Genomic DNA, 20,811 nt, shown 5'->3' on the forward strand with positions numbered 1-20,811 from the left:
TAGTGACTAGTCGAAGGAGTCGAAGTAGTCGAAGCGCTTCGATGTTGCTGCGAGGTTAAGTGAACACCCAGGGGTGCACAAGGGTCGCTTCCAAGATTCCTCCGAGGTATGGAGGATCGGATCGGGCTCTTACGCGACTTGAAATGTCGGTGGGGAGTCGGAGTTGTTGCCCCGGGGTGTCTTGACACCCACCCCCGGATCGAATCAGCATCGAAGCGCTTCGAAAGCGCTTCGCCGCTCCATCGCAAGGGGATCCCCACGTGACCGCACAAACGCCGCCTACCACGCCTTTCCGCGATCCGCGCCTGCCGTTCGCGAAGCGCATCGACGACCTGCTGTCGCGGCTGACCCTCGACGAGAAGACCGGGTTCCTGCACCAGTTCACGCCCGCCGTCGAGCGCCTCGGCATCGCCGCGTTCCGCACCGGCCAGGAGGCCCTGCACGGCGTGGCATGGATGGGCCCGGCCACGGTGTTCCCGCAGGCCGTGGGCCTCGGCGCGACCTGGAACACCGATCTGGTGCGACGGGTCGGCGAGGCGGTGTCCAAGGAGACCCGCGCGATGCGCGCCCGTGACGAGCGCGTCGGCCTCAACGTCTGGTCGCCGACGGTGAACCTGCTGAGGCATCCGCTGTGGGGCCGTAACGAGGAGGGCTACTCGGAGGACCCGAAGCTCACCTCCGCCATCGCCACCGCGTACACGCAGGGCCTGCGCGGCGACCACCCGACGTACTGGCGCACGGCCCCGGTCCTCAAGCACTGGCTGGCCCACAACAACGAGACGGACCGGGCCACCGCGTCGAGTTCGGTGCGCCCGCGCGTGCTGCACGAGTACGACCTGCGGGCCTTCCGCGAGACCGTCGAGGCGGGCGCGACGGCCGGGGTGATGCCGGCGTACAACCTGGTCAACGGCCGCCCGAACCACGTCTCGCCCTACCTGCGTGAGCACTTGCGCACCTGGACCGACGAGGAGCTGCTGGTCTGCTCGGACGCGGGCGCGCCCACCAACCTGGTCGACTCCGAGCACTACTTCGACACCCACGAGGAGGCCACCGCGGCCGCGGTCCTGGCCGGCGTCGACAGCTTCACCGACCACGGGACGGACAGTTCGCAGATCGTCGCGCGCGTCCAGGGGGCCCTGGACCGTGGCCTGCTGACCGAGGCCGACCTCGACACCGCCGTCCGCCGCCAGCTCTCCGTCCGCTTCCGGCTCGGCGAGTTCGACCCGCGCTACGACCCGTACGCCGACACCTCGGACTTCGACACGCCGGCGCACCGCGCGCTCGCCCAGGAGGCCGCCGAGCAGGCGATCGTGCTGCTCAAGAACGACGGCGTGCTGCCGCTGGCCCAGGACACCCGCATCGCCGTGGTAGGCCTGCTCGCCGACGAGTGCAAACTCGACTGGTACAGCGGCACCCTCATCCACCGCTCGACCCCGCTGGAGGGCCTGTACGAGCGGTTCGGCGCGGAGCGCGTCGAGTTCGCGGAGGGGGTGGACCGGGTCCTGCTGAAGACCCGCGAAGGTACGTTCCTCCACGTCCCCGAGGCACAGGACGCGACCGACGAGGTGCGCGGCGCCGAGGGCGCGCTGGACCCGGCCCTGCTCGCGGGCCGCACCGACCTGCCCCCGCTCACCGCGGCCGCCGTCGGCACCGAACTCGCGCTCGTCGACTGGGGCGAGGGCGTCCTGACCCTGCGCGCGCCCGACGGCCGCTACCTCTCGGTCGCCGAGGACGGCCACGTACGCGCCTCCGCCGACCAGCCCGGAGGCTGGATCGTCCAGGAGACGTTCCGGCTGGAGCCGCACGAGAACGGACACCTCCTCAGGCACGTCGGTACGGGTCGCCACGTCTCTGTCGGCGCCGACGGGGTCAAGGTTGCCGCCGGGAATCCGGAAATCGCGGATGCGCCGGAAATCTTCACGCTGATCACCGTCGAGCGCGGTGAGGACGCGGTGCGCCGGGTCACGTCGGAGGCCGACGTGGTCCTGGTGGTGGCGGGCAACGACCCGCACATCAACGGCCGCGAGACGGAGGACCGTACGACGCTGCGCCTGCCCGCCCAGCAGGAGCGCCTGCTGCGCGCCGCCCGCGCCGCCAACCCGAACACCGTGCTGGCCCTGACCTCCGCCTACCCCTACGCACTCGACACCGCCGACCTCCCCGCGGTGCTGTGGACGGCCCACGGCGGCCAGGCGGCCGGCACCGCCCTCGCCCGCGTCCTGGCCGGCGACGTCTCCCCCGCCGGCCGCCTCCCGCAGACCTGGTACGCCGACGACGCCGACCTGCCCGGCCTCCTCGACTACGACGTCATCGGCAGCCGTCAGACGTACCTCTACTTCGAGGGCACGCCACTGTTCCCGTTCGGACACGGACTGTCGTACGCGACGTTCTCCTACGGCGGTCTCAGCTCCCGCGTCGAGGGCGAGACGCTGCACGTCTCCTTCACGATCACCAACACCGGTGACGTCACGGCCGACGAGGTCGCCCAGCTCTACACCCGCGCCGTGGACCCGGTGGTCCCGCGCCCGCGCCGCGAACTGCTGGCGCACCGGCGCGTGACACTCGCACCCGGCGCCGAGACGGAGCTGGCCTTCGAAGTCCCCCTGCGTTCCCTTGAGTTCTGGGACCTGGCCCAGGGCAGGTGGCGCCTGGAGCCGGGCCCCTACGAGCTGCTGGCCGGCGCCTCCAGCGAGGACGTCCGCCTTCGTACGACCGTCCTCCTGGACGGCGAGCCCTCGGCCCCGCGTCCGGTGCTCGAACGCGGCCTGGACGGCGCCGACTTCGACGACCAGAGCGGCGTCGAGATCGTCGACCGTACGAAGACCGCGGGTGACGCGGTGACGGCGGCGGAGGGCCGGACCGGTGAACTGGTCTACCGCGCCTGCGACTTCGGCGCCGGTGCCACGCGGGTGACGGTGTCGGTGGCGGGCGAGGGCGTGGTCGAGCTCGCCCTGGACGGCGGGCCGACGCTGGCCACCCTGGCCTCGGACGCGGCCGGCTCCGGGCCGTACGCCTACACCACGCTCGGCGCCGGGTTCGTCGCCGAGGGCGTGCACGACGTCCACCTGAGACTGCGCGGCCCGCTGCGGCTCGCGCACGTCGGCTTCTCCGGCTGAGGGTCCGGAGGAGACCGGCGCAGAGAAGGGGCCCAGCACCGGAAGGCATCGGTGCCGGGCCCCTTCGGGAGCTTAGCTGAAAATGGTTCCCATTAGCTAGGTGTCTGTGCTCGGCCCTTCCTTTCGACTGTCAGCCCGGCTTTTCCTCCAGCAGCTTCGCCAGCTTGTCCGCCGCAGAGGACACCCCGGCGTCTCTCGCCTTCCCAAGTGCATGCTTCGCTCCGGCGAGGTCCCCACGTCGCTGCCGGAACTCGGCCACGGTCAACAGCAGATCCGCCTCTCCCCGAACGATGGCTGCGGTCAACAGGTCTTCCGCTGCGTCCAGCTCGCCCCGGCTGGCGCGCGCTAGTGCGAGTGCTCGGAGAAGGTCACTGGAATCACCGGCCAGTTCCTCGGCTTCTCGAGTCCGCCCGCTGGTCTCCAGGATGCGCACCAGATGATTCGCCGCGTATTGCTGCCCCTCCCGGAAAGCACGCCAATACAGTCGTTCCGCCTGCTTGAGCTTGCCTTCCCTCTCTCTCAGGTCAGCCAACTCGAACAACACGTGGCCGAGGCCAAGGTTATAAGCCCTCCAGAACAAGGCAGCGGCGGAACAGTGGTCGCCCTTGCTGCGGCGAATCATTCCCAGCCCCCGCAGTGCGTTCGTCTCACCGAGAGAGACGGCGACCTCGCAGAAGTGATCAGCTCGGACGGAGTCACCCTCCTCCTCGTAGATCCAGGCCAGTTCCCGGGGGGCATTGGTGTCGCCTGCTTCTGCCGCATGCAGGAGGACATCGATCGCCCGCTGCGTGTCCTTGTACCTGTAGGTCCAGGCAAGCCCAGTGAAGGCTTCGGTGTTGCCGGCTTCGAACGACCACGTCGTGAGGAGCAGGGCGAGCTCGTGTTGGCCACGCTCGGTCAGCCAACGGGCCTGGTACTCGACGGCCCGGGCGCCGAAGAAGCCGGATTCGAGAACCCTCCCGTAGAGTCTGGCCGCGGCCTTGGTATGCCCGCGCCAGGTCAGGACGGAGGCGAGCCCCACGGCGGCGTCGAACCTGCCGCTGGTCTGCATGGCCTTGCGATACCAGGCTTCCGCGTCGTCGAGTCGCCCCGCGCGTTCGTGCCTCCAGGCAACGACGACTTGAGCCTGGGCGTCACCGGCTTCGCCGGCCAGCTCGTAATAGGGCATGGCATCCTCGTCCGTGCCGTGCCCTGCGATCCATTCGGCGAGCCCGAAGAGGCCCCCACCCTCCCCTTCCGCCGCCGCTGCCAGAGCCAAGGACTCGGCGTCTGTCGTTCGCCCGCGGGCCAGAGCTGCGCGGGACAAGGCAGCCTTGTCCTTCGCGGCGGCCGAAAGCCGTGCGGCCGCGGACCAGAACTCTCCGGCCGGACACACCATGCTCCGGTGACGCCGCGCATGCAGCTCGATGAAGTCTGACAACCGGAAGTGGTTCGGCTCCTGCGCGTCCGTCATGGCGAAGCCCGGAACCGGCGCCAGTGGACCGCGGACACCGCGACACGGAGCCGACAGGTACTCCACCGCCTGCCGGAACCATTGGCGAGGCGCCAGATCGCGCTGCAACGCCGTGAGATACGCCAGCGCGGCGGCCTCGAGAAAAACCCGGGGAAGATCGATACCGTGGCCGAGTCGGCGGGCGTCCATCGCGGCCTCCAACACCGCGCGGGCTGTCGGAGAGCCCGTCTCATAACGCTCAAGCTGGGCGGGACCGCCGGCCAGATACTGGATGACATGCCCGCTCTCGGCGAGGCGTGCGGCGAGCAGTATCCGGCTATCGGCCTGCCCTGACTCCGCCGTGAGGACCGAGAGTTCGCTCTCGCTGAATGTCTCCGGCACGCGGATGCGGCATCTGGCCAACAGGGATTTGGTTCGCGTGCGTTCGTTCCCTGGCGCCGTGGTCATCGTTGACCAGTGCTCGTACCAGGCCGTACCCAGAACGAGCACGGGTGCGCGGTCGGGGTCACGCAGCAGCTCGGTGAGTCGATCGGCGACCCGCTCATCACGAACTGTGTCGCCGGAGAGGAGGTACCGGTTGATCTCGTTGAGCCACAGCACCGTTCGAGGCGCTACGTAGTCGAGCGAACCGAGCAGCTCGTCCTGACCGGCCGGATGCCACAGCCGCCACTCCTCCGGCAGGCGCTGGATCGCCTCGTACGCCGCGCGGGACTTTCCGGAGGACGAGTCACCCAAGAGGACCTTGATCACACTTTGCCCGCTGTGTGCCTGGTCCACAGCGGCCTCGAGTGCGTCGTCGAACGGTCGGCGGAAGTACCTGGGAAGCGCGCCTTCCCGTGTGTCGTCACCGACGGAGATCGCCTCGTGGATCTCCAGTCCGAACGGGTCCGCAGCGGCGACAGGGATTCCCACCGAGGCGGCGCCTGCGGCGCAGAAGAACGCTTCCAGGACATCGCTGTCACAGAACCGCCGAGCCACGTCGTCCCCGAAGTAGCGGGCAACGATGCGTGGTTGAGCACGCAGCAGGCGGCCCAGATGCTCGCCGTCCCAGACTTCGCCCAGGGTGAGGTCTGGGTACCGGTTCTGATAGCTGTGGGCCATGTCGCGTACCTGAGCCCGTGTCCCCTTGCACGAGATGACGACGACCAGGCGCGTGGCACCGTGGGGACGCGGCCCGCGGACGAACAGCTCCAGCGCCTTCTTCCCAGCGGTGGCGGTGAACTGGGCCACCTGCTTGACCTGGAAGGCGGACCAACTGCCGTCCGGTGCACGCCCGGTGATGTCGACGCCACCTTGTGCCTGCCCCGGTGTTCCGTAGCGGTGACACGGCGACAGACGCTCCACCGCCTGGACGAGTTCCCATACCAGCCTCTCGAAGTCGCTCCACGCCATGTCGTGGAAAGGGAGAGAGCCGATCTTCCCGTCGATGGCCACAGGCCGCTGTGCAGGTTGAGCCACGCTGCCTCCGCTCCATAGTTGGGCTGCCGTGCAGAGACTAGCCAGAGCCACTGACATCGGGGACGAGAGCGTGTCCCGGTCGGGGCGGACGAGACCAGCAACGCCCCGGGCACGACAATGGCCTCAGCCCCGTACAGCGGGCCGAGGCCATTGGTCGAGGAAGGCGATGGTTCAAAGGGCCAGTCCCGTCAGGACCAGCACCCGCTCGTACGTGTAGTCGTCCATCGCGAACTTCACGCCCTCGCGGCCCACCCCGGACTGCTTGACGCCGCCATACGGCATCTGGTCGGCGCGGTAGGACGGCACGTCGCCGATGACGACACCGCCGACCTCCAGCGCGCGGTGGGCGCGGAAGGCGATCTGGAGGTCGTGCGTGAACACACCTGCCTGGAGGCCGTACTTGGAGTCGTTGACGGCGGCGAAGGCAGCCGCCTCCCCGTCCACCTTCTGCACGGTGAGCACCGGCCCGAAGACCTCCTCGCAGGAGAGGGTGGTGCTCGCCGGTACGTCGGTCAGGACGGTCGGCGCGTAGGAGGCGCCGTCGCGCTTGCCGCCGGTGTGGAGCTGGGCCCCGGCCTCGACGGCCTCCTGCACCCACGCCTCGACCCGCTTGGCGGCGTCCTCGCTGACCAGCGGCCCGACGTCGGTCTTGTCGTCGCTCGGGTCGCCGGTGGTCTGGGCCTCGACGGCGGCGACGACGCGGGGCAGCAGACGCTCGTACACCGACGCGTCCGCGATGACCCGCTGCACGGAGATGCAGGACTGGCCACCCTGGTAGTTGGAGAAGGTGGCGATGCGGGTGGCGGCCCAGTCGAGGTCGGCGTCGGAGGCGTAGTCGCCGAGGACGACCGCGGCGCCGTTGCCTCCCAGCTCCAGGGTGCAGTGCTTGCGCGGCACCGAGTCCATGATCGCGTAGCCGACCTTCTCGGAACCTGTGAACGAGATGACCGGCAGGCGCTCGTCCTGGACGAGGGCGGGCATCCGGTCGTTGGGCACCGGGAGGATGCTCCAGGAACCGGCCGGGAGCTCGGTCTCGGCGAGCAGCTCGCCGATGACGAGCCCGGAGAGCGGGGTGGCCGGGGCGGGCTTGAGAATGATCGGCGCACCGGCGGCGATCGCCGGGGCGATCTTGTGGGCACACAGGTTCAGGGGGAAGTTGAACGGCGCGATGCCCAGCACGACGCCCTTCGGGAAGCGGCGGGTGAGCGCGAGGCGGCCCTGACCGCCGGCGTCCGTGTCGAGGCGCTGCGCCTCGCCGCCGTTGAACCTCCGCGCCTCCTCGGCCGCGAACCGGAACACGGAGACCGCCCGGCCGACCTCGCCGCGGGCCCACTTGATCGGCTTGCCGTTCTCCGCGGAGATGAGCTGCGCGATCTCCTCCGTGCGCTCGGCCAGCCGCCGACTGACGTGGTCGAGTGCGGCGGCGCGGAGGTGGGCGGGCGTGGCCGCGAAGTCCTCGCGGACGGCGTGCGCGGCGGCCACGGCCTCCTCGATCTGCGCGTCGCTCGGCACGGCGACCTTGCCGACGAGGCGGCCGTCCCAGGGCGAGGTGACGTCGAAGCTGTCCTCGCCGGTGGCCTGGCGGCCGGCGAGCCAGAAGGCGTGGGTGGAAGTCATGTGTCGACGGTAGGGGTGGGGAGGGCGGATGGCGTTTCGCCGGTGTGTAGTGGTGGGACGCCGGCGTGCGCCGGATTGGCAGGGTGGTGGGGGTGCACGCCCCTGGGGGCTCCGCCCCCAAACCCCCGGCCTTTGCCCACCCGCCACCCGACTCGGTTGCTTGAGAGGTAGAGGTACACCTTTTCACTGACCGAGACGGGTGGGTTTGGGTGGGCAAACGGGGGTCTGGGGGCGGAGCCCCCAGCGAGGCCCGCGCCCGTGCCGGGTGCCTACGCCGACGTCGCCTTCAGCGCCAGCCACAGCTCCATCCGCATGTCCGGATCGTCCAGCGAGCGCCCGAGGATCTCCTCGACCCGCCGCATCCGGTACCGCAGCGTATGCCGGTGAACGCCCAGGTCCGCGGCCGCCGCATCCCACTGGCCGTGCCGCGACAACCACGCCCGGAGCGAGGCCACCAGATCCCCCCGCCCGGTCGCGTCGTGCTCGTACAGCGGCCGCAGCAGACCGTCCGCGAACGCCTTCACCGCATCGTCGGCCAGCAACGGCAGCACCGACCCCGCCGCCATCTGCTCGTGCTCGACGAACACCCGCCCCCGCCGCCGGGCCACCGACAACGCCTGCTCGGCCTGCTTGTACGCGGCCGCCGCGGCGATCGGCCCGACCGGCGCCGACAGCCCCACGACCAGCTCGTCCTCGTCACCGCCGGCCGCCTGCTCCCGTACCCCCGCCCGCGCCGCCTCCAGCGCCGCCGCGTACTCCCCGCACGCGGCCACCGCGGCACCGCCGTCCGCGGCGAGCACCACCAGCCGCTCGCTCTCACCGCCCCCGTTCTCCGGCACGACCAGCACGGCCTCGCCGGAGCGGGCCGCCGCCGACTCCACGACCTCGGTGAGCGCGCCCAGCGGATCACCGTTCGTGTCGGCGGCGGCGAGGGTGGCGGCCGTCGGATTGGCGGGCGGCACATGCGCGTGGTCGTCGGTCTGCACCCGGGCGGCCGACGCGGCGGAGGCCGACTCGGCGACGATCATCCGGAAGGGCGCGTCGAGCAGAGCGCCGTACAGATCCCCGGCGACCGTGCGCGCGTGGTCCGGCTCCCCGGCGAGCAGCATGCGCAGCACCGCCACGCCGAGCCGCTGTTCGGCCGCGTGCAGGGAGCGTGACCGTTCCGTCGTGAGGGTGAGCAGGGCGATGGCCGAGTGGACGGCGTACCGCTCGGCGGTGCCGAGGGCCGCGGCGGTCCCGACGGCCAGCGCGGCGCGCGGCCGCCGCCCGGTGCCCAGCGAGTGCAGTTCGACCCGGTCCTCGTGCTCGGGGCCGCCGACGACCGAGGAGGCGGGCGCGGGCCGGTCCCGCAGCCGCTCGACGTCCGCCGTGAGCCGGGCGGCCCGCCGTACCGCCCACTCCGGCGCGGTGGCGACGACGGCGCCCGAGGCGTCGTAGAGCGCGGCCCAGCCGTCGACCTGCGAGGCGAGCGCGCTCAGCAGCCCCTCCGGGCCGTCCATGAGGGCCTGCTTGGTCAGTTCTCGCTGCGCCGCGAAGCCCGCGGTCACCGCCCGGTACTGGTCGGCGGCGATCTCCGCGGACACCGCCTTGCTGATGGCGAGGAAGGGCGTGCGGCGCGGTACCTCCAGCAGCGGCAGCCCTTCCTGCTCGGCCGCGTCGACGAGCGCCTTGGGGATCTCCTCGTAGTTGACCCCGACGGCGAAACCGAGCCCGACGACCCCCGCGCCGACCAGCCGCTTCACATAGCGCGCCATCGCCTCCGGGTCCTCCGCGTCCAGCTTCAGCGCGGTGACCAGCAGCAGCTCGCCGCCCTCCATGTAGGGCACGGGGTCGGCGAGCTCGCTGACGTGTGCCCAGCGGACCGGCACGTCCAGGCGGTCCTCGCCCGCCCGCACGGTCAGCTTCAGCGCGGAGTGGTGGACGAGCGAGGCGAGCGTGGGGGGCATGAGGCCTTCAGGTGTACGAGACAGGTATGTGTGGCAAGTGCGGCTGTCGTGATCTTTGTGATCTTTTGGCCGCTACGTATGAACGGCCCGTGCCGATTCTGCCTCAGCGTACGGTCCCCGCGTCACCTCAACCGCGCAGATCCACCAGCAGCGGCGGCGCGTGCTCGCCCTTCACGTTGGTGAGGGACAGCACCGCGTGCCCCGGCGGCACGTGCGCCAGCTCGGACGCGGACCACCGCTCGCGCTCGACCTGCCGTACGGTCACCGCCCGCGCGGTCGGTGCCTTGCCGGTGATCACCCGCCGCACCGCGTGCAGCACCTTGCCGGCCGGCGTCTCGGCGATGATCTGCCGGTCGGTGACGTCCCGCGCCTCGATCCACTCCTTGCCCCACACCTCGGCGAAGTCCTGCCCGTCCCACGGCGTCAGCCCGGACAGCGCCATCCGGCACCCGGTGGCCCCGAGCAGCGGCCCGCGCAGCGGCCTCGGTACGTCGTCCAGGGTGCGCAGCGTCAGCACGACCCCGGCGTTGCCCGACCGCAGCCGCTGAATGCCCCGTACGGCTTCGGGCGTCACCACGCCCGTGGCGTCGTCCAGGATCAGGCAGGCGAACAGCGACCGGTCCTCCCGTACCGCCACACTCGCCGTGAACTGGGCCAGCACCAGCCGCGCCAGCATCCGCGAGGCGTCGGCGTGCCCGCGCTGCGGCAGGTCGACGCGGACCCGCACGGGATGGTCGAGCGCCTTGAGCGAGAACGGCCGCGACTGTCCGGACGTGTCGAAGAAGCCCGCGAAGGCCGGCCGGTCGAGCAGCGCCACGCGGTCCGCGAGGACGCCGCCCACGTCCCCCGGCTGCCCCATCTGCCGCTCCCGCGCGTCCAGTTCGCGCAGCAGCGACTCCTGCCCGGAGTCCTCGAGGCCCTTGCGCAGTGCGGCCAGCGGCGCGGGCGATCCGTCGAGCAGCTGCCGCAGCTCCGGTACGGAGGGGAAGCGTCCATGGACCGTCCGGAACGGCCCGAGGAGCTGGGCGAGGACGGTGGTGGAGCGGCGGGTGTCCCCGCCCTGGTGCGGCTCGGCGAGATCGCCGACGAGCGCCTCGGCGAGCACCGCCGCCGCCTCGTCCGGGTCCGTCGTGCCGCCGTACAGGTCGAGGTCGTACACCGATTCCGGATTCCCGATCCGTACGACCACGTCGTAGGAGTCGGCCGGGCCGAGCCCGGCGCCCGCCGCGCCGACCACCACGACCGAGGCGCGCCCGGCGAGCGCGTGCAGGCACAGCGACTCGGCGAGCGGGTTCACCACGGTCCCGGTCTTGCCGGAGCCGGGCGGCCCGACGGCGAGGAGCGAGGTGCCGAGCAGCTCGGGACCGAGGCCGAGGCCGGTGCCGCGGTAGGCGTACGGGTTGCGGGCGTCGTCGGCCGTGGTGCCCAGGCGCACCTGGCCGGTGACCAGGTCGTGCCGGGCGATCCGGGTCGGCAGGTCGCGCTCGCCGGAGGGGTGCCCGCAGGCGGCGGCGCCTTCGCCGAGCACCGCGCCGGTGAAGGTGGCGAGGCTGTGCCGGCCGCTGCGCACGCCCTGCCAGGCGCGGTCGATCCGGGCGAGGTCGACGTCCCGCATCAGCCCGGCCCGGGCCTCGGCGGCGAGCCGCTCGGCGGCGTCGACGGCCCCGGCGGCCCGCAGCTGGGGCCACTCGGCGGGGTCCTGCTCGGGGGTGGGCGGCCGTTCGGTCACCGGCGCGGACCGGCGCCAGGCGGGCGGGCCGAAGCGGCGCCAGATCTCGCCCCAGCGGCCGAGGCGGCCGACGGCGAACATGATCGCGAGGGCGATCAGCGTGTAGTAGCCGTACCAGAGGACGGCGTTGCCGACGCGGTCGTTGCTGTGCCGCCAGGAGTCCGGCGTGAAGAGTTCGAGGGGCAGGACCCACCAGCCGCCGAGGTAGCCGTTCCACAGGAGCGACCAGATCAGCCAGCCGACGAGGAAGGCGATCACCGCCCCGCTGAGCAGCTGCCGCGTCGGGATCTGCTCGGGCTCCTCGTCCGGCCGCGGCTTGTGCCCGAACCGCCACACCCCCGGTGCCGCCTCCGGCCGGGGCGTCCGCAGCCAGGCGAGGAAGGCCGACCCGTCCGGCCTCGGCGGCACGCCCGGCGTCGGAGCCGCGGTCGGCCGCGGCGGCATCGCCGGGATCCCGGGGGGTCCCGCCGGACGTGGCACAGGGTTCGCATGCGTACCCCGCGCGTCCCGCGTCCCGTCGCTGTCCATCGCCCTCGCCCCTTGACCAGCCGTTCCGTCCACCGTCAGCGAGTCAATCTAACGCCCCCGCCTGGGTAGTTCACCGCTTACGCGGCCGGGCCGGTACCGACCGGGCCGCACACCGCCATGTCCAAGACGGACAAGCCGCGTCGGCGAGAACGCCCACATGGAGCATGCCCACCTCCCGGTCCCCGCCCTAGCCTGCGAGAAAAGAGAAGGCAATCGTCGGCAAGAGCAACACCCCAGGAGCCCCCCATGACCGCACTTCCGCAGGAGCGCCGCGTCGTCACCGCCATCCCCGGCCCGAAGTCGCAGGAGCTGCAGGCCCGCCGTGTCGCCGCGGTCGCGCAGGGAGTGGGCTCCGTGCTGCCCGTGTTCACCGCGCGCGCGGGCGGCGGGATCATCGAGGACGTCGACGGCAACCGTCTGATCGACTTCGGCTCCGGCATCGCGGTCACCTCGGTCGGCGCCTCCGCCGAGGCCGTCGTACGCCGGGCCTCCGCCCAGCTCGCCGACTTCACCCACACCTGTTTCATGGTCACGCCCTACGAGGGGTACGTGGAGGTCGCCGAGGCCCTCGCCGAGCTGACCCCGGGCGACCACGCCAAGAAGTCCGCGCTGTTCAACTCGGGCGCCGAGGCCGTCGAGAACGCCGTCAAGATCGCCCGCGCCTACACCAAGCGGCAGGCGGTCGTCGTCTTCGACCACGGCTACCACGGCCGTACCAACCTGACGATGGCGCTGACCGCGAAGAACATGCCGTACAAGCACGGCTTCGGCCCGTTCGCGCCCGAGGTCTACCGGGTCCCGGTGGCCTACGGCTACCGCTGGCCGACCGGCCCGGAGAACGCGGGCCCGGAGGCCGCCGCCCAGGCCATCGACCAGATCACCAAGCAGGTCGGCCCGGACAACGTGGCCGCGATCATCATCGAGCCGGTGCTCGGCGAGGGCGGCTTCATCGAGCCGGCGAAGGGCTTCCTGCCCGCGCTGAGCAAGTTCGCCTCGGACAACGGCATCGTGTTCGTCGCCGACGAGATCCAGTCCGGCTTCTGCCGCACCGGCCAGTGGTTCGCCTGCGAGGACGAGGGCATCGTCCCCGACCTGATCACCACCGCGAAGGGCATCGCGGGCGGTCTGCCGCTCGCCGCCGTCACCGGCCGCGCCGAGATCATGGACGCCGCGCACGCGGGCGGCCTCGGCGGCACCTACGGCGGCAACCCGGTCGCCTGCGCGGGTGCGCTCGGCTCCATCGAGACGATGAAGGAGCTCGACCTCAACGCCCGGGCGAAGGCGATCGAGGCGACGATGAAGGCCCGGCTGTCCGCCATGGCCGAGAAGTTCGACATCATCGGGGACGTCCGCGGCCGCGGCGCGATGATCGCCATCGAGCTGGTCAAGGACCGCGCCACCAAGGAGCCGAATCCGGAGGCGACCGCCGCGCTGGCCAAGGCCTGCCACCAGGAGGGCCTGTTGGTCCTGACCTGTGGCACCTACGGCAACGTGCTGCGCTTCCTGCCCCCGCTGGTCATCGGCGAGGATCTCCTGCGCGAGGGACTCGACATCATCGAGCAGGCTTTCGCGCGCATCTGACGGGTGGGCCGCACAGGTGATTCCGCGAGCGGCAGACCGTGTGAAGAAGGTGTGCGGGGTGCATGGGAGGACTCGATTCCGCCTGTCTTCGGCCCATCGCCTGACGTAGGTTCTACCCAGATGAGAGATACACCCCGCCCACAGGGGACTGTGGGCGACATCAGGCCGGGGCCTCCCCAGCTTCGACCTGGTCGTGCCCTCGCGCACACAACCGGTGCCTCCGGCTCCGGATCTCCTCACCGATCGGACAATCGCTCGCCCCAAACCCCCCGGGGCGCGCGACCGTCCGATCTGATCGGCCGCCCCGGAACCACCCCCCCTGTTCCGGGGCGGCCGACCTCCTTCTTCTTCCTCTTCGGGCTTCCGGCCCTCCTCTTCGCGCTGATCACCTGGCAGGTCGTCGACGACGGCCCATTGCTGCGCGCGGACGAGCGCGTCAGCCGCGCCCTGGTCCATCCGGACCGATTCTCCGAACTCCTCGCCGACCTGGGCAACATCCAGGTCGCGGTCCCCGTCCTCGCCGCCGTCCTGGCCTATGTCGCCTGGCGGGGCCGGCACAGTGGTACAGACCGCTGGTGGCTCCCGCCCACCGCGGCGGCCCTCCTCATGGCCCTGGTCCCGGCGCTGATCATCCCGATCAAGGAACTCACGGCCCGCCACGGCACCTCGGTCATGCCCCCGGGGGTCGGCTACTACCCCTCCGGCCACACCGCCACGGCCGCCGTCGCGTACGGCTCCGCGGCCCTGCTCCTCTTCCCGTGGCTGCGCACGGCCTATGCCCGCCGGGAACTCCTCATCGCCTGTGCGGTCGTCAACGTCGGCGTCGGTTTCGGCCTGGTCCGCCGCGGCTACCACTGGCCGCTGGATGTGGTGGCCAGTTGGTGTCTGTGTGCGGTGCTGCTGTCGTCCTTGTGGCTGTTCCTCGGGCGGGGGACGCCCGACGACGAGCCGACGGAGTAAGTAGTACGTGGGCGGAGGCGGCCTTCCGCGTCGGCCGCACGGGCGGCCGACGAGTCGCCGGATGGTGTGGACGACCGCTCGGTCGTACCTCGGGTGGTGCTCGTCTGGTCGTTCTCGTCTCGTACTGCTCGTCTCGCCGTGACCGTCTGGTCGTGCCTGTCCGGTCGTGACCGTCTGGTCGTGCCCGTCTAGTCGTGCCCGTCTAGTCGTGCTCGTCCGTCGCCAGGCCCGCCGCCGCCTCGTGCATCGCCAGTTCCAGGAGTGCCGGGTCGGTGAGGGTGCCGGAGCCGTCCGGGGGCACCAGCCAGCGGACTCCGCCGCCGGTGGCGCGGCCCGGGTACGGCACCACGATCCAGGTGCCGGCGCCCGCCGTACGGATGCCCGTGCCGAGCCAGCGGGCCGCGGTCCCGGGCGGTACGAAGAAGCCCATGCGGGCATCGCCGAAGTCGACCAGCACCGGTCCCGGCTGGTCGAGGATGCGGGTGAGGACGTCGAGTGTCGGGTAGCCGAGCTCACTCGGCAGGATCAGTACGTCCCAGGCCTTGCCCGCGGGCAGGAGCGCGACCCCGAGGGGGTTGCGTTCCCACTCCCAGCGGCAGGCCTCGGGATCCGGAGCCACGGATGCGAGCCAGTCGACCGCCGTCTTCGCCCCAGTCATGAGGCGACCTCCCTTTGTGTCGTGGACGCGAGTCGCGTCACGAGAGAGAGGGAGGTCTCCTGGCGGCATTACGCGGGTTTTGGCTCCTCGTTGGAGTGAACCGGACCACATACGACAGGTCAGCTGTCGAAGCCGAGCCCGAGTCTGTCCATCGTCCGCAGCCACAGGTTGCGCCGCCCGCCGTGCGCGTCCGCCCGTGCCAGCGACCACTTGGTCAGGGCGATGCCCGTCCACGCGAAGGGCTCCGGCGGGAAGGGCAGCGGCTTCTTGCGGACCATTTCCAGCGCCGTGCGCTCCGTGGACTCCCCCGCCAGCAGGTCCAGCATCACGTCGGCACCGAACCGGGTGGCCCCGACGCCCAGACCCGTGTAGCCCGCCGCGTACGCCACCTTCCCGTGGTGGGCCGTGCCGTAGAACGCCGAGAAGCGCGAGCAGGTGTCGATCGCGCCGCCCCACGCGTGCGTGAAGCGGAGGCCCTCCAGCTGCGGGAAGCAGGTGAAGAAGTGCCCGGCGAGCTTGGCGTACGTCTGAGGGCGGTCGTCGTACTCGGCGCGCACCCGGCCGCCGTACGGGTAGATCGCGTCGTAGCCGCCCCAGAGGATGCGGTTGTCCGCGGACAGGCGGAAGTAGTGGAACTGGTTGGCGCTGTCCCCCAGCCCCTGCCGGTTCTTCCAGCCGATCGACGCCAGTTGGCCGGCGCTCAGCGGTTCGGTCATCAGCGCGTAGTCGTAGACCGGGACCGTATACGCCCGCACGCGCTTGACCAGGTTCGGGAAGATGTTGGTGCCGAGCGCGACCGTGCGGGCGCGGACCGAGCCGTACGGAGTGCGTACGGCCATCCCGGCGCCGTACGGCTTCAGCGTGAGCGCGGGCGTGTGCTCGTGGACACGGACGCCGAGTCGGACACACGCCCGCTTCAAGCCCCAGACCAGTTTGGCCGGGTGGAGCAGGGCGACGCCCCGGCGGTCGTGGAGGCCGGCCTGGAAGGTGGGGGAGGCCACCTGTTCCCGGACGGCCTCCCTGTCCAGGAACTCCACGCCGTCGGCGAGACCCTCGCGTTCCATCTGTTCGTACCAGTCGCGCAGTTCCCGCGCCTGATACGTCTCGGTCGCCACGTCGATCTCGCCGGTGCGCTCGAAGTCGCAGTCGAGGTCGTGCCGGGCGACCGCCTTCTCGATCTCGTCGAGATTGCGGGCGCCGAGCTCCTGGAGCTTGTGGATCTCGTCCGGCCAGCGGGTCAGGCCGTTGGGCAGGCCGTGGGTGAGGGAGGCGGCGCAGAAGCCGCCGTTGCGGCCCGAGGCGGCCCAGCCCACCTCGCGGCCTTCCAGCAGGACGACATCCCGCTGCGGGTCGCGCTCCTTGGCGAGGAGCGCGGTCCACAGTCCGCTGTAGCCGCCGCCGACGACCAGCAGGTCGCAGGTCTCGGCGCCGGTGAGCGCGGGTTCGGGGTGGGGCTTGCCGGGGTCGTCCAGCCAGTACGAGACCGGCTGGGCGTCGGAAAGGGACGTGGTCCAACGGCTCATGGCGCTTGGGGCCATGATGTCAACTCCCTACAGCACTTTTCCGCTCACGCCTTTTGCTTGGTGCGGCGGTTTCCGATGACCATCGAGGTCAGGACGAACAGGACGGCGACCAGGAACATGGCCGTCCCGATGACATTGATCTGAACGGGTGTGCCGCGCTGTGCCGAACCCCAGACGAACATGGGGAAGGTGACGGTCGAGCCCGCGTTGAAATTCGTGATGATGAAATCGTCGAAGGAGAGCGCGAAGGCGAGCAGCGCACCCGCCGCGATTCCGGGAGCCGCGATCGGCAGGGTGACCCGTATGAAGGTTTGGAAGGGTCCCGCGTACAGGTCCTGGGCCGCCTGCTCCAGCTTCGGGTCCATGGACATCACGCGCGCCTTCACCGCCGTCACCACGAAGCTGAGGCAGAACATGATGTGGGCGATGAGGATCGTCCAGAAGCCCAGCTGCGCGCCCATGTTGAGGAACAGGGTGAGCAGCGAGGCCGCCATGACGACCTCGGGCATCGCCATCGGCAGGAAGATCAGCGAGTTGACGGCACCGCGCGCCCGGAAGCGGTAGCGGACCAGTGCGAAGGCGATCGCCGTGCCGAGGGCGGTCGCGCCGAGCGTCGCCCAGAAGGCGATCTGGAGGCTGAGCGACAGCGAGCCGCACAGGTCGGAGACCCCGCACGGGTCCTTCCAGGCGTCCGTGGAGAACTGCTGCCATTCGTAGTTGAAGCGCCCCTTCGGTTTGTTGAAGGAGAACACCGTGACGACGACGTTCGGCAGGAGGAGATATCCGAGCGTCAGCAGTCCCGCGATGACGACGAAATGGCGCTTGAGCCAGTTGACGAAGGTCATTTAAACCAGATCCTCCGTTCCGGACTTGCGGATGTAGACCGTGACCATCACGAGAATCCCGGCCATGAGGATGAAGGAAAGTGCCGCCGCCGTCGGGTAGTCGAGGATCCGCAGGAACTGGCTCTGGATGACGTTTCCGACCATGCGGGTGTCCGTGGAGCCGAGCAGGTCCGCGTTGACGTAGTCGCCGGCCGCCGGGATGAAGGTCAGCAGCGTGCCGGAGACCACGCCGGGCATGGACAGCGGGAAGGTGACCTTGCGGAAGACCGTGACGGGCCGCGCGTACAGGTCGCCCGCCGCCTCGTGGAGCCGTCCGTCGATGCGCTCCAGCGAGGAGTAGAGCGGCAGGATCATGAACGGAAGGAAGTTGTACGTCAGACCGCAGACCACCGCGAGCGGCGTGGCCAGCACGCGGTCGCCGGAGGTCCAGCCGAGCCAGCTCGTGACGTCCAGGACGTGCAGCGTGTTGAGGGCGCCGACGACCGGGCCGCCGTCCGCGAGGATCGTCTTCCAGGCGAGGGTACGGATCAGGAAGCTGGTGAAGAACGGCGCGATCACCAGGATCATGATCAGGTTCCGCCAGCGGCCCGCGCGGAAGGCGATGAGGTAGGCCAGCGGGTAACCGAGGAGGAGGCACAGGACGGTCGCGGCGGCCGCGTAGGCGATCGAGCGCAGGAACTGCGGCCAGTACTCGGACAGGGCGTCCCAGTAGGTGGCGAAGTGCCAGGTGACCTTGTAGCCCTCCTCCAGGGAGCCCGTCTGCACGGACGTGGAGGCCTGGTAGACCATCGGCAGCGCGAAGAAGACGAGCAGCCAGAGGATGCCGGGCAGGAGCAGCCAGTACGGCACCAGGCGGCCGCGTCTGCGCGGGGGCTTCTTCGCGGGCACGGCGGGCGCGAGAGGCGGGGGCGCCTCGGTGAGCGTCGACATCAGAGCGCCGCCTCTTCCTGGACACCGGCGTCGATGTCCTGTGCCGCGTCCAGTCCGAAGGTGTGGGCCGGGCTCCAGTGCAGGACGACCTCGGCGCCGGGCACCAGACGGGCGTCACGGTCGATGTTCTGGGCGTACACCTCGAAGTCCGGGCAGACCGGGCTGTCGACGACGTACTGCGTGGAGACGCCGATGAAGCTGGAGTTGGCGATCTTTCCGGTGATGCGGTTGCGGCCGACCGGGATCTCGCCCGCGTCGTCGGCGTGCGTGAGGGAGATCTTCTCCGGGCGGACGCCGACCAGCACCTTGCCGCCGGTCTGTGTCGGGGCGGAGCAGCGCGCCTCGGGGAGCACCAGCTTGCCGCCGCCCGCCTTGAGGACGATCTCGTCGCCGCTCTTGGAGTCGACCTCGGCCTCGATCAGGTTGGAGGTGCCGAGGAAGTTGGCGACGAAGGTGGTGTTCGGGTTCTCGTAGAGGTCGGTGGGCGAGCCGAGTTGTTCGACGCGGCCCGCGTTCATCACGGCGACCGTGTCGGCCATGGTCATGGCCTCCTCCTGGTCGTGCGTGACGTGCACGAAGGTGATGCCGACCTCGGTCTGGATGCGCTTGAGCTCCAGCTGCATCTGGCGGCGCAGCTTGAGGTCGAGGGCGCCGAGGGGCTCGTCCAGGAGGAGCACCTTGGGGTGGTTGATCAGGGCGCGGGCGACCGCGACGCGCTGCTGCTGGCCGCCGGAGAGCTGGTGCGGCTTCTTTCGGGCCTGCTCGCCGAGCTGCACCAGGTCGAGCATCTCCCCGACCTGTTTCTTCACCGACTTGATGCCGCGCCGGCGCAGGCCGAAGGCGACGTTCTCGAAGATGTCGAGGTGCGGGAAGAGGGCGTAGGACTGGAAGACCGTGTTCACCGGCCGCTTGTAGGGCGGGAGGCGGGTGACTTCCTGGTCGCCGAGGAAGACGGTGCCGGAGGAAGGTTCCTCCAGGCCCGCGATCATGCGCAGGGTGGTGGTCTTGCCGCAGCCGGAGGCGCCGAGCAGGGCGAAGAAGGAGCCCTGCGGCACGGTCAGGTCGAGCGGGTGTACGGCGGTGAAGGAGCCGTAGGTCTTGCTGATGCCGGAGAGGCGGACATCGCCCGTGGTGTCGGTCTTGTTCGTCATGGTGGTCACGCCCCAGTCAGCTTCGCGAACTTCTCTTCGAACTCGGTCTCTTCCTTCGAGCTCAGTGAGCGGAAGGCGTGGGACTTCTCGGCCATGGCCCTGTCGGGGATGATCAGCGGGTTGTTCGCCGCATCCGCGTCGATCTTCTCCAGCTCGGCTTTGACTCCGTCGACGGGACACACGTAGTTGATGTACGCGGCGAGTTCGGCGGCCGGCTTCGGCTCGTAGTAGTAGTCGATGAGCCGTTCGGCGTTCGTCTTGTGACGCGCCTTGTTGGGGACCAGCAGGTTGTCGGTCGACGTCATGTAACCGCTGTCCGGGATCAGGAAGTCGATGTCGGGGCTGTCCGCCTTCAGCTGGACGACGTCCCCGGCCCAGGCGATGCAGGCGGCGAAGTCGCCGCTGGTCAGGTCGGAGGTGTAGTCGTTGCCGGTGAAGCGGCGGATCTGGCCCTTGTCGACGGCCTTCTGGAGGCGGGCGATGACCGCGTCGTAGTCGTCGGCGGTGAAGTTCGCCGGGTCCTTGCCCATGTCGAGCAGGGTCATGCCGATGCTGTCGCGCATCTCCGACAGGAAGCCGACGCGCCCCTTGAGCTTGGGGTTGTCGAGCAGGTCGGAGACCGACTTCACCTCGACGCCGTCCAGCGCCTTCTTGTTGTAGGCGATGACCGTGGAGATGCCCTGCCAGACGTACGAGTAGGCGCGGCCGGGATCCCAGTCGGGGTCGCGGAACTGCGCCGAGAGGTTGGCGTAGGCGTGCGGGAGGTTGGACGGGTCGAGTTTCTGGACCCAGCCGAGACGGATCAGGCGGGCGGCCAGCCAGTCGGTGAGGACGATGATGTCGCGGCCGGTGTCCTGGCCCGCGGCGAGCTGCGGCTTGATCTTGCCGAAGAACTCGTTGTTGTCGTTGATGTCCTCGGTGTACTTGACCTTGATGCCGGTCCGCTTGGTGAACGCCTCCAGCGTCGGATGGTGCTTGCCGCTGTCGTCGACGTCCATGTACTCGGTCCAGTTGGAGAAGTTGACGCTCTTCTCCTTCGCCGAATGGTCGTCGGCGGAGACCCCGCCCTGCGTCTTGCCCGCCGCGGGGATGCCACAGGCGCTCAGCGCGCCCAGTCCGCCGACCGCGAGCGCGCCGCCCGCGGAGGCGCGCAGCAGTGAGCGGCGGGTGAGGGCGGCCCTGCCGTTCCTGAAGCTGCGCCGCATGGCGGCCACCTGGGCCGGGGACAGGCGGTCGGGCTCGTACTGCTCCATGCGCGTGGTGCCCTTTCGGGAGGATGGTGGGCGGCCGCGGGTCAGGCGGCCCGAATACGG

13 protein-coding genes are annotated in these 20,811 nt (G+C 70.4%); 3 read left to right on the forward strand and 10 right to left on the reverse strand.

The genetic code is table 11. From position 1 onward, the window contains the following. Nucleotides 1-260: 260 nt before the first annotated feature. Nucleotides 261-3,116, forward strand: a complete 2,856-nt coding sequence (locus OG252_RS16135; protein ID WP_329336841.1) for a glycoside hydrolase family 3 C-terminal domain-containing protein — start codon at nucleotides 261-263, stop codon at nucleotides 3,114-3,116. A gap of 130 nt (nucleotides 3,117-3,246) precedes the next feature. On the opposite strand, the gene OG252_RS16140 is transcribed toward OG252_RS16135, so the two are convergent. From OG252_RS16140 to OG252_RS16155, 4 genes are all read right to left on the reverse strand, one after another. Further along, nucleotides 3,247-6,003, reverse strand: coding sequence for a hypothetical protein (locus OG252_RS16140; RefSeq protein WP_329336843.1), 2,757 nt, complete (start codon nucleotides 6,001-6,003; stop codon nucleotides 3,247-3,249). A gap of 195 nt (nucleotides 6,004-6,198) precedes the next feature. Continuing rightward, nucleotides 6,199-7,644: an aldehyde dehydrogenase family protein gene (locus OG252_RS16145; RefSeq protein ID WP_329336845.1), complete on the reverse strand. Its 1,446-nt coding sequence runs from the start codon at nucleotides 7,642-7,644 to the stop codon at nucleotides 6,199-6,201. A 269-nt stretch (nucleotides 7,645-7,913) separates the two neighbouring features. Beyond that, entirely contained in the window at nucleotides 7,914-9,593 is a 1,680-nt protein-coding gene (locus tag OG252_RS16150) for a PucR family transcriptional regulator (protein ID WP_329336847.1), read from the reverse strand. Between the two features lie 127 nt (nucleotides 9,594-9,720). Continuing rightward, a complete protein-coding gene (locus OG252_RS16155) occupies nucleotides 9,721-11,850 on the reverse strand; it encodes an ATP-binding protein (RefSeq protein WP_329336848.1) in 2,130 nt (709 codons plus the stop codon). A gap of 246 nt (nucleotides 11,851-12,096) precedes the next feature. Here OG252_RS16155 and gabT point away from each other — a divergent pair, with 246 nt between their 5' ends. Then, entirely contained in the window at nucleotides 12,097-13,431 is a 1,335-nt protein-coding gene (gene gabT / locus OG252_RS16160) for a 4-aminobutyrate--2-oxoglutarate transaminase (RefSeq protein ID WP_329336850.1), read from the forward strand. Nucleotides 13,432-13,551: 120 nt separating this feature from the next. Then, nucleotides 13,552-14,391 (forward strand): phosphatase PAP2 family protein, encoded by an 840-nt coding sequence (locus OG252_RS16165; protein ID WP_266433193.1) that lies wholly within the window; start codon nucleotides 13,552-13,554, stop codon nucleotides 14,389-14,391. A 202-nt stretch (nucleotides 14,392-14,593) separates the two neighbouring features. On the opposite strand, the gene OG252_RS16170 is transcribed toward OG252_RS16165, so the two are convergent. From OG252_RS16170 to OG252_RS16195, 6 genes are all read right to left on the reverse strand, one after another. Continuing rightward, the gene (locus OG252_RS16170) at nucleotides 14,594-15,049 is read right to left on the reverse strand and encodes a hypothetical protein (RefSeq protein ID WP_329336853.1); all 456 of its coding nucleotides are present in this window, start codon (nucleotides 15,047-15,049) and stop codon (nucleotides 14,594-14,596) included. A 119-nt stretch (nucleotides 15,050-15,168) separates the two neighbouring features. After that, nucleotides 15,169-16,587, reverse strand: coding sequence for an NAD(P)/FAD-dependent oxidoreductase (locus tag OG252_RS16175; RefSeq protein ID WP_329336854.1), 1,419 nt, complete (start codon nucleotides 16,585-16,587; stop codon nucleotides 15,169-15,171). 29 nt (nucleotides 16,588-16,616) lie between these two features. Next, entirely contained in the window at nucleotides 16,617-17,417 is an 801-nt protein-coding gene (locus tag OG252_RS16180; protein WP_266433199.1) for an ABC transporter permease, read from the reverse strand. Further along, nucleotides 17,418-18,347 (reverse strand): ABC transporter permease, encoded by a 930-nt coding sequence (locus tag OG252_RS16185; RefSeq protein ID WP_266433201.1) that lies wholly within the window; start codon nucleotides 18,345-18,347, stop codon nucleotides 17,418-17,420. Further along, the gene (locus OG252_RS16190; protein ID WP_329336857.1) at nucleotides 18,347-19,507 is read right to left on the reverse strand and encodes an ABC transporter ATP-binding protein; all 1,161 of its coding nucleotides are present in this window, start codon (nucleotides 19,505-19,507) and stop codon (nucleotides 18,347-18,349) included. Before OG252_RS16190 ends, OG252_RS16185 begins: the two co-directional genes overlap by 1 nt. Then, nucleotides 19,504-20,751, reverse strand: a complete 1,248-nt coding sequence (locus tag OG252_RS16195) for a polyamine ABC transporter substrate-binding protein (protein WP_266433205.1) — start codon at nucleotides 20,749-20,751, stop codon at nucleotides 19,504-19,506. The genes OG252_RS16190 and OG252_RS16195 overlap by 4 nt, the downstream gene beginning before the upstream one ends. Nucleotides 20,752-20,811 lie beyond the last annotated feature (60 nt).

Origin of the sequence: Streptomyces sp. NBC_01352, from assembly GCF_036237295.1 — a bacterium.
GTDB classification, from domain to species: Bacteria; Actinomycetota; Actinomycetes; order Streptomycetales; family Streptomycetaceae; genus Streptomyces; species Streptomyces plumbiresistens.

Excerpts from the sequence above, each read along its gene's own strand:
- OG252_RS16145 (WP_329336845.1), bottom strand. The coding sequence starts at position 7,644 with ATGACTTCCACCCACGCCTTCTGGCTCGCCGGCCGCCAGGCCACCGGC.
- OG252_RS16150 (WP_329336847.1), bottom strand. The coding sequence starts at position 9,593 with ATGCCCCCCACGCTCGCCTCGCTCGTCCACCACTCCGCGCTGAAGCTG.
- OG252_RS16155 (WP_329336848.1), bottom strand. The coding sequence starts at position 11,850 with ATGGACAGCGACGGGACGCGGGACGCGCGGGGTACGCATGCGAACCCT.
- gabT (WP_329336850.1), top strand. The coding sequence starts at position 12,097 with ATGACCGCACTTCCGCAGGAGCGCCGCGTCGTCACCGCCATCCCCGGC.
- OG252_RS16165 (WP_266433193.1), top strand. The coding sequence starts at position 13,552 with ATGAGAGATACACCCCGCCCACAGGGGACTGTGGGCGACATCAGGCCG.
- OG252_RS16170 (WP_329336853.1), bottom strand. The coding sequence starts at position 15,049 with ATGACTGGGGCGAAGACGGCGGTCGACTGGCTCGCATCCGTGGCTCCG.
- OG252_RS16175 (WP_329336854.1), bottom strand. The coding sequence starts at position 16,587 with ATGGCCCCAAGCGCCATGAGCCGTTGGACCACGTCCCTTTCCGACGCC.
- OG252_RS16180 (WP_266433199.1), bottom strand. The coding sequence starts at position 17,417 with ATGACCTTCGTCAACTGGCTCAAGCGCCATTTCGTCGTCATCGCGGGA.
- OG252_RS16185 (WP_266433201.1), bottom strand. The coding sequence starts at position 18,347 with ATGTCGACGCTCACCGAGGCGCCCCCGCCTCTCGCGCCCGCCGTGCCC.
- OG252_RS16195 (WP_266433205.1), bottom strand. The coding sequence starts at position 20,751 with ATGGAGCAGTACGAGCCCGACCGCCTGTCCCCGGCCCAGGTGGCCGCC.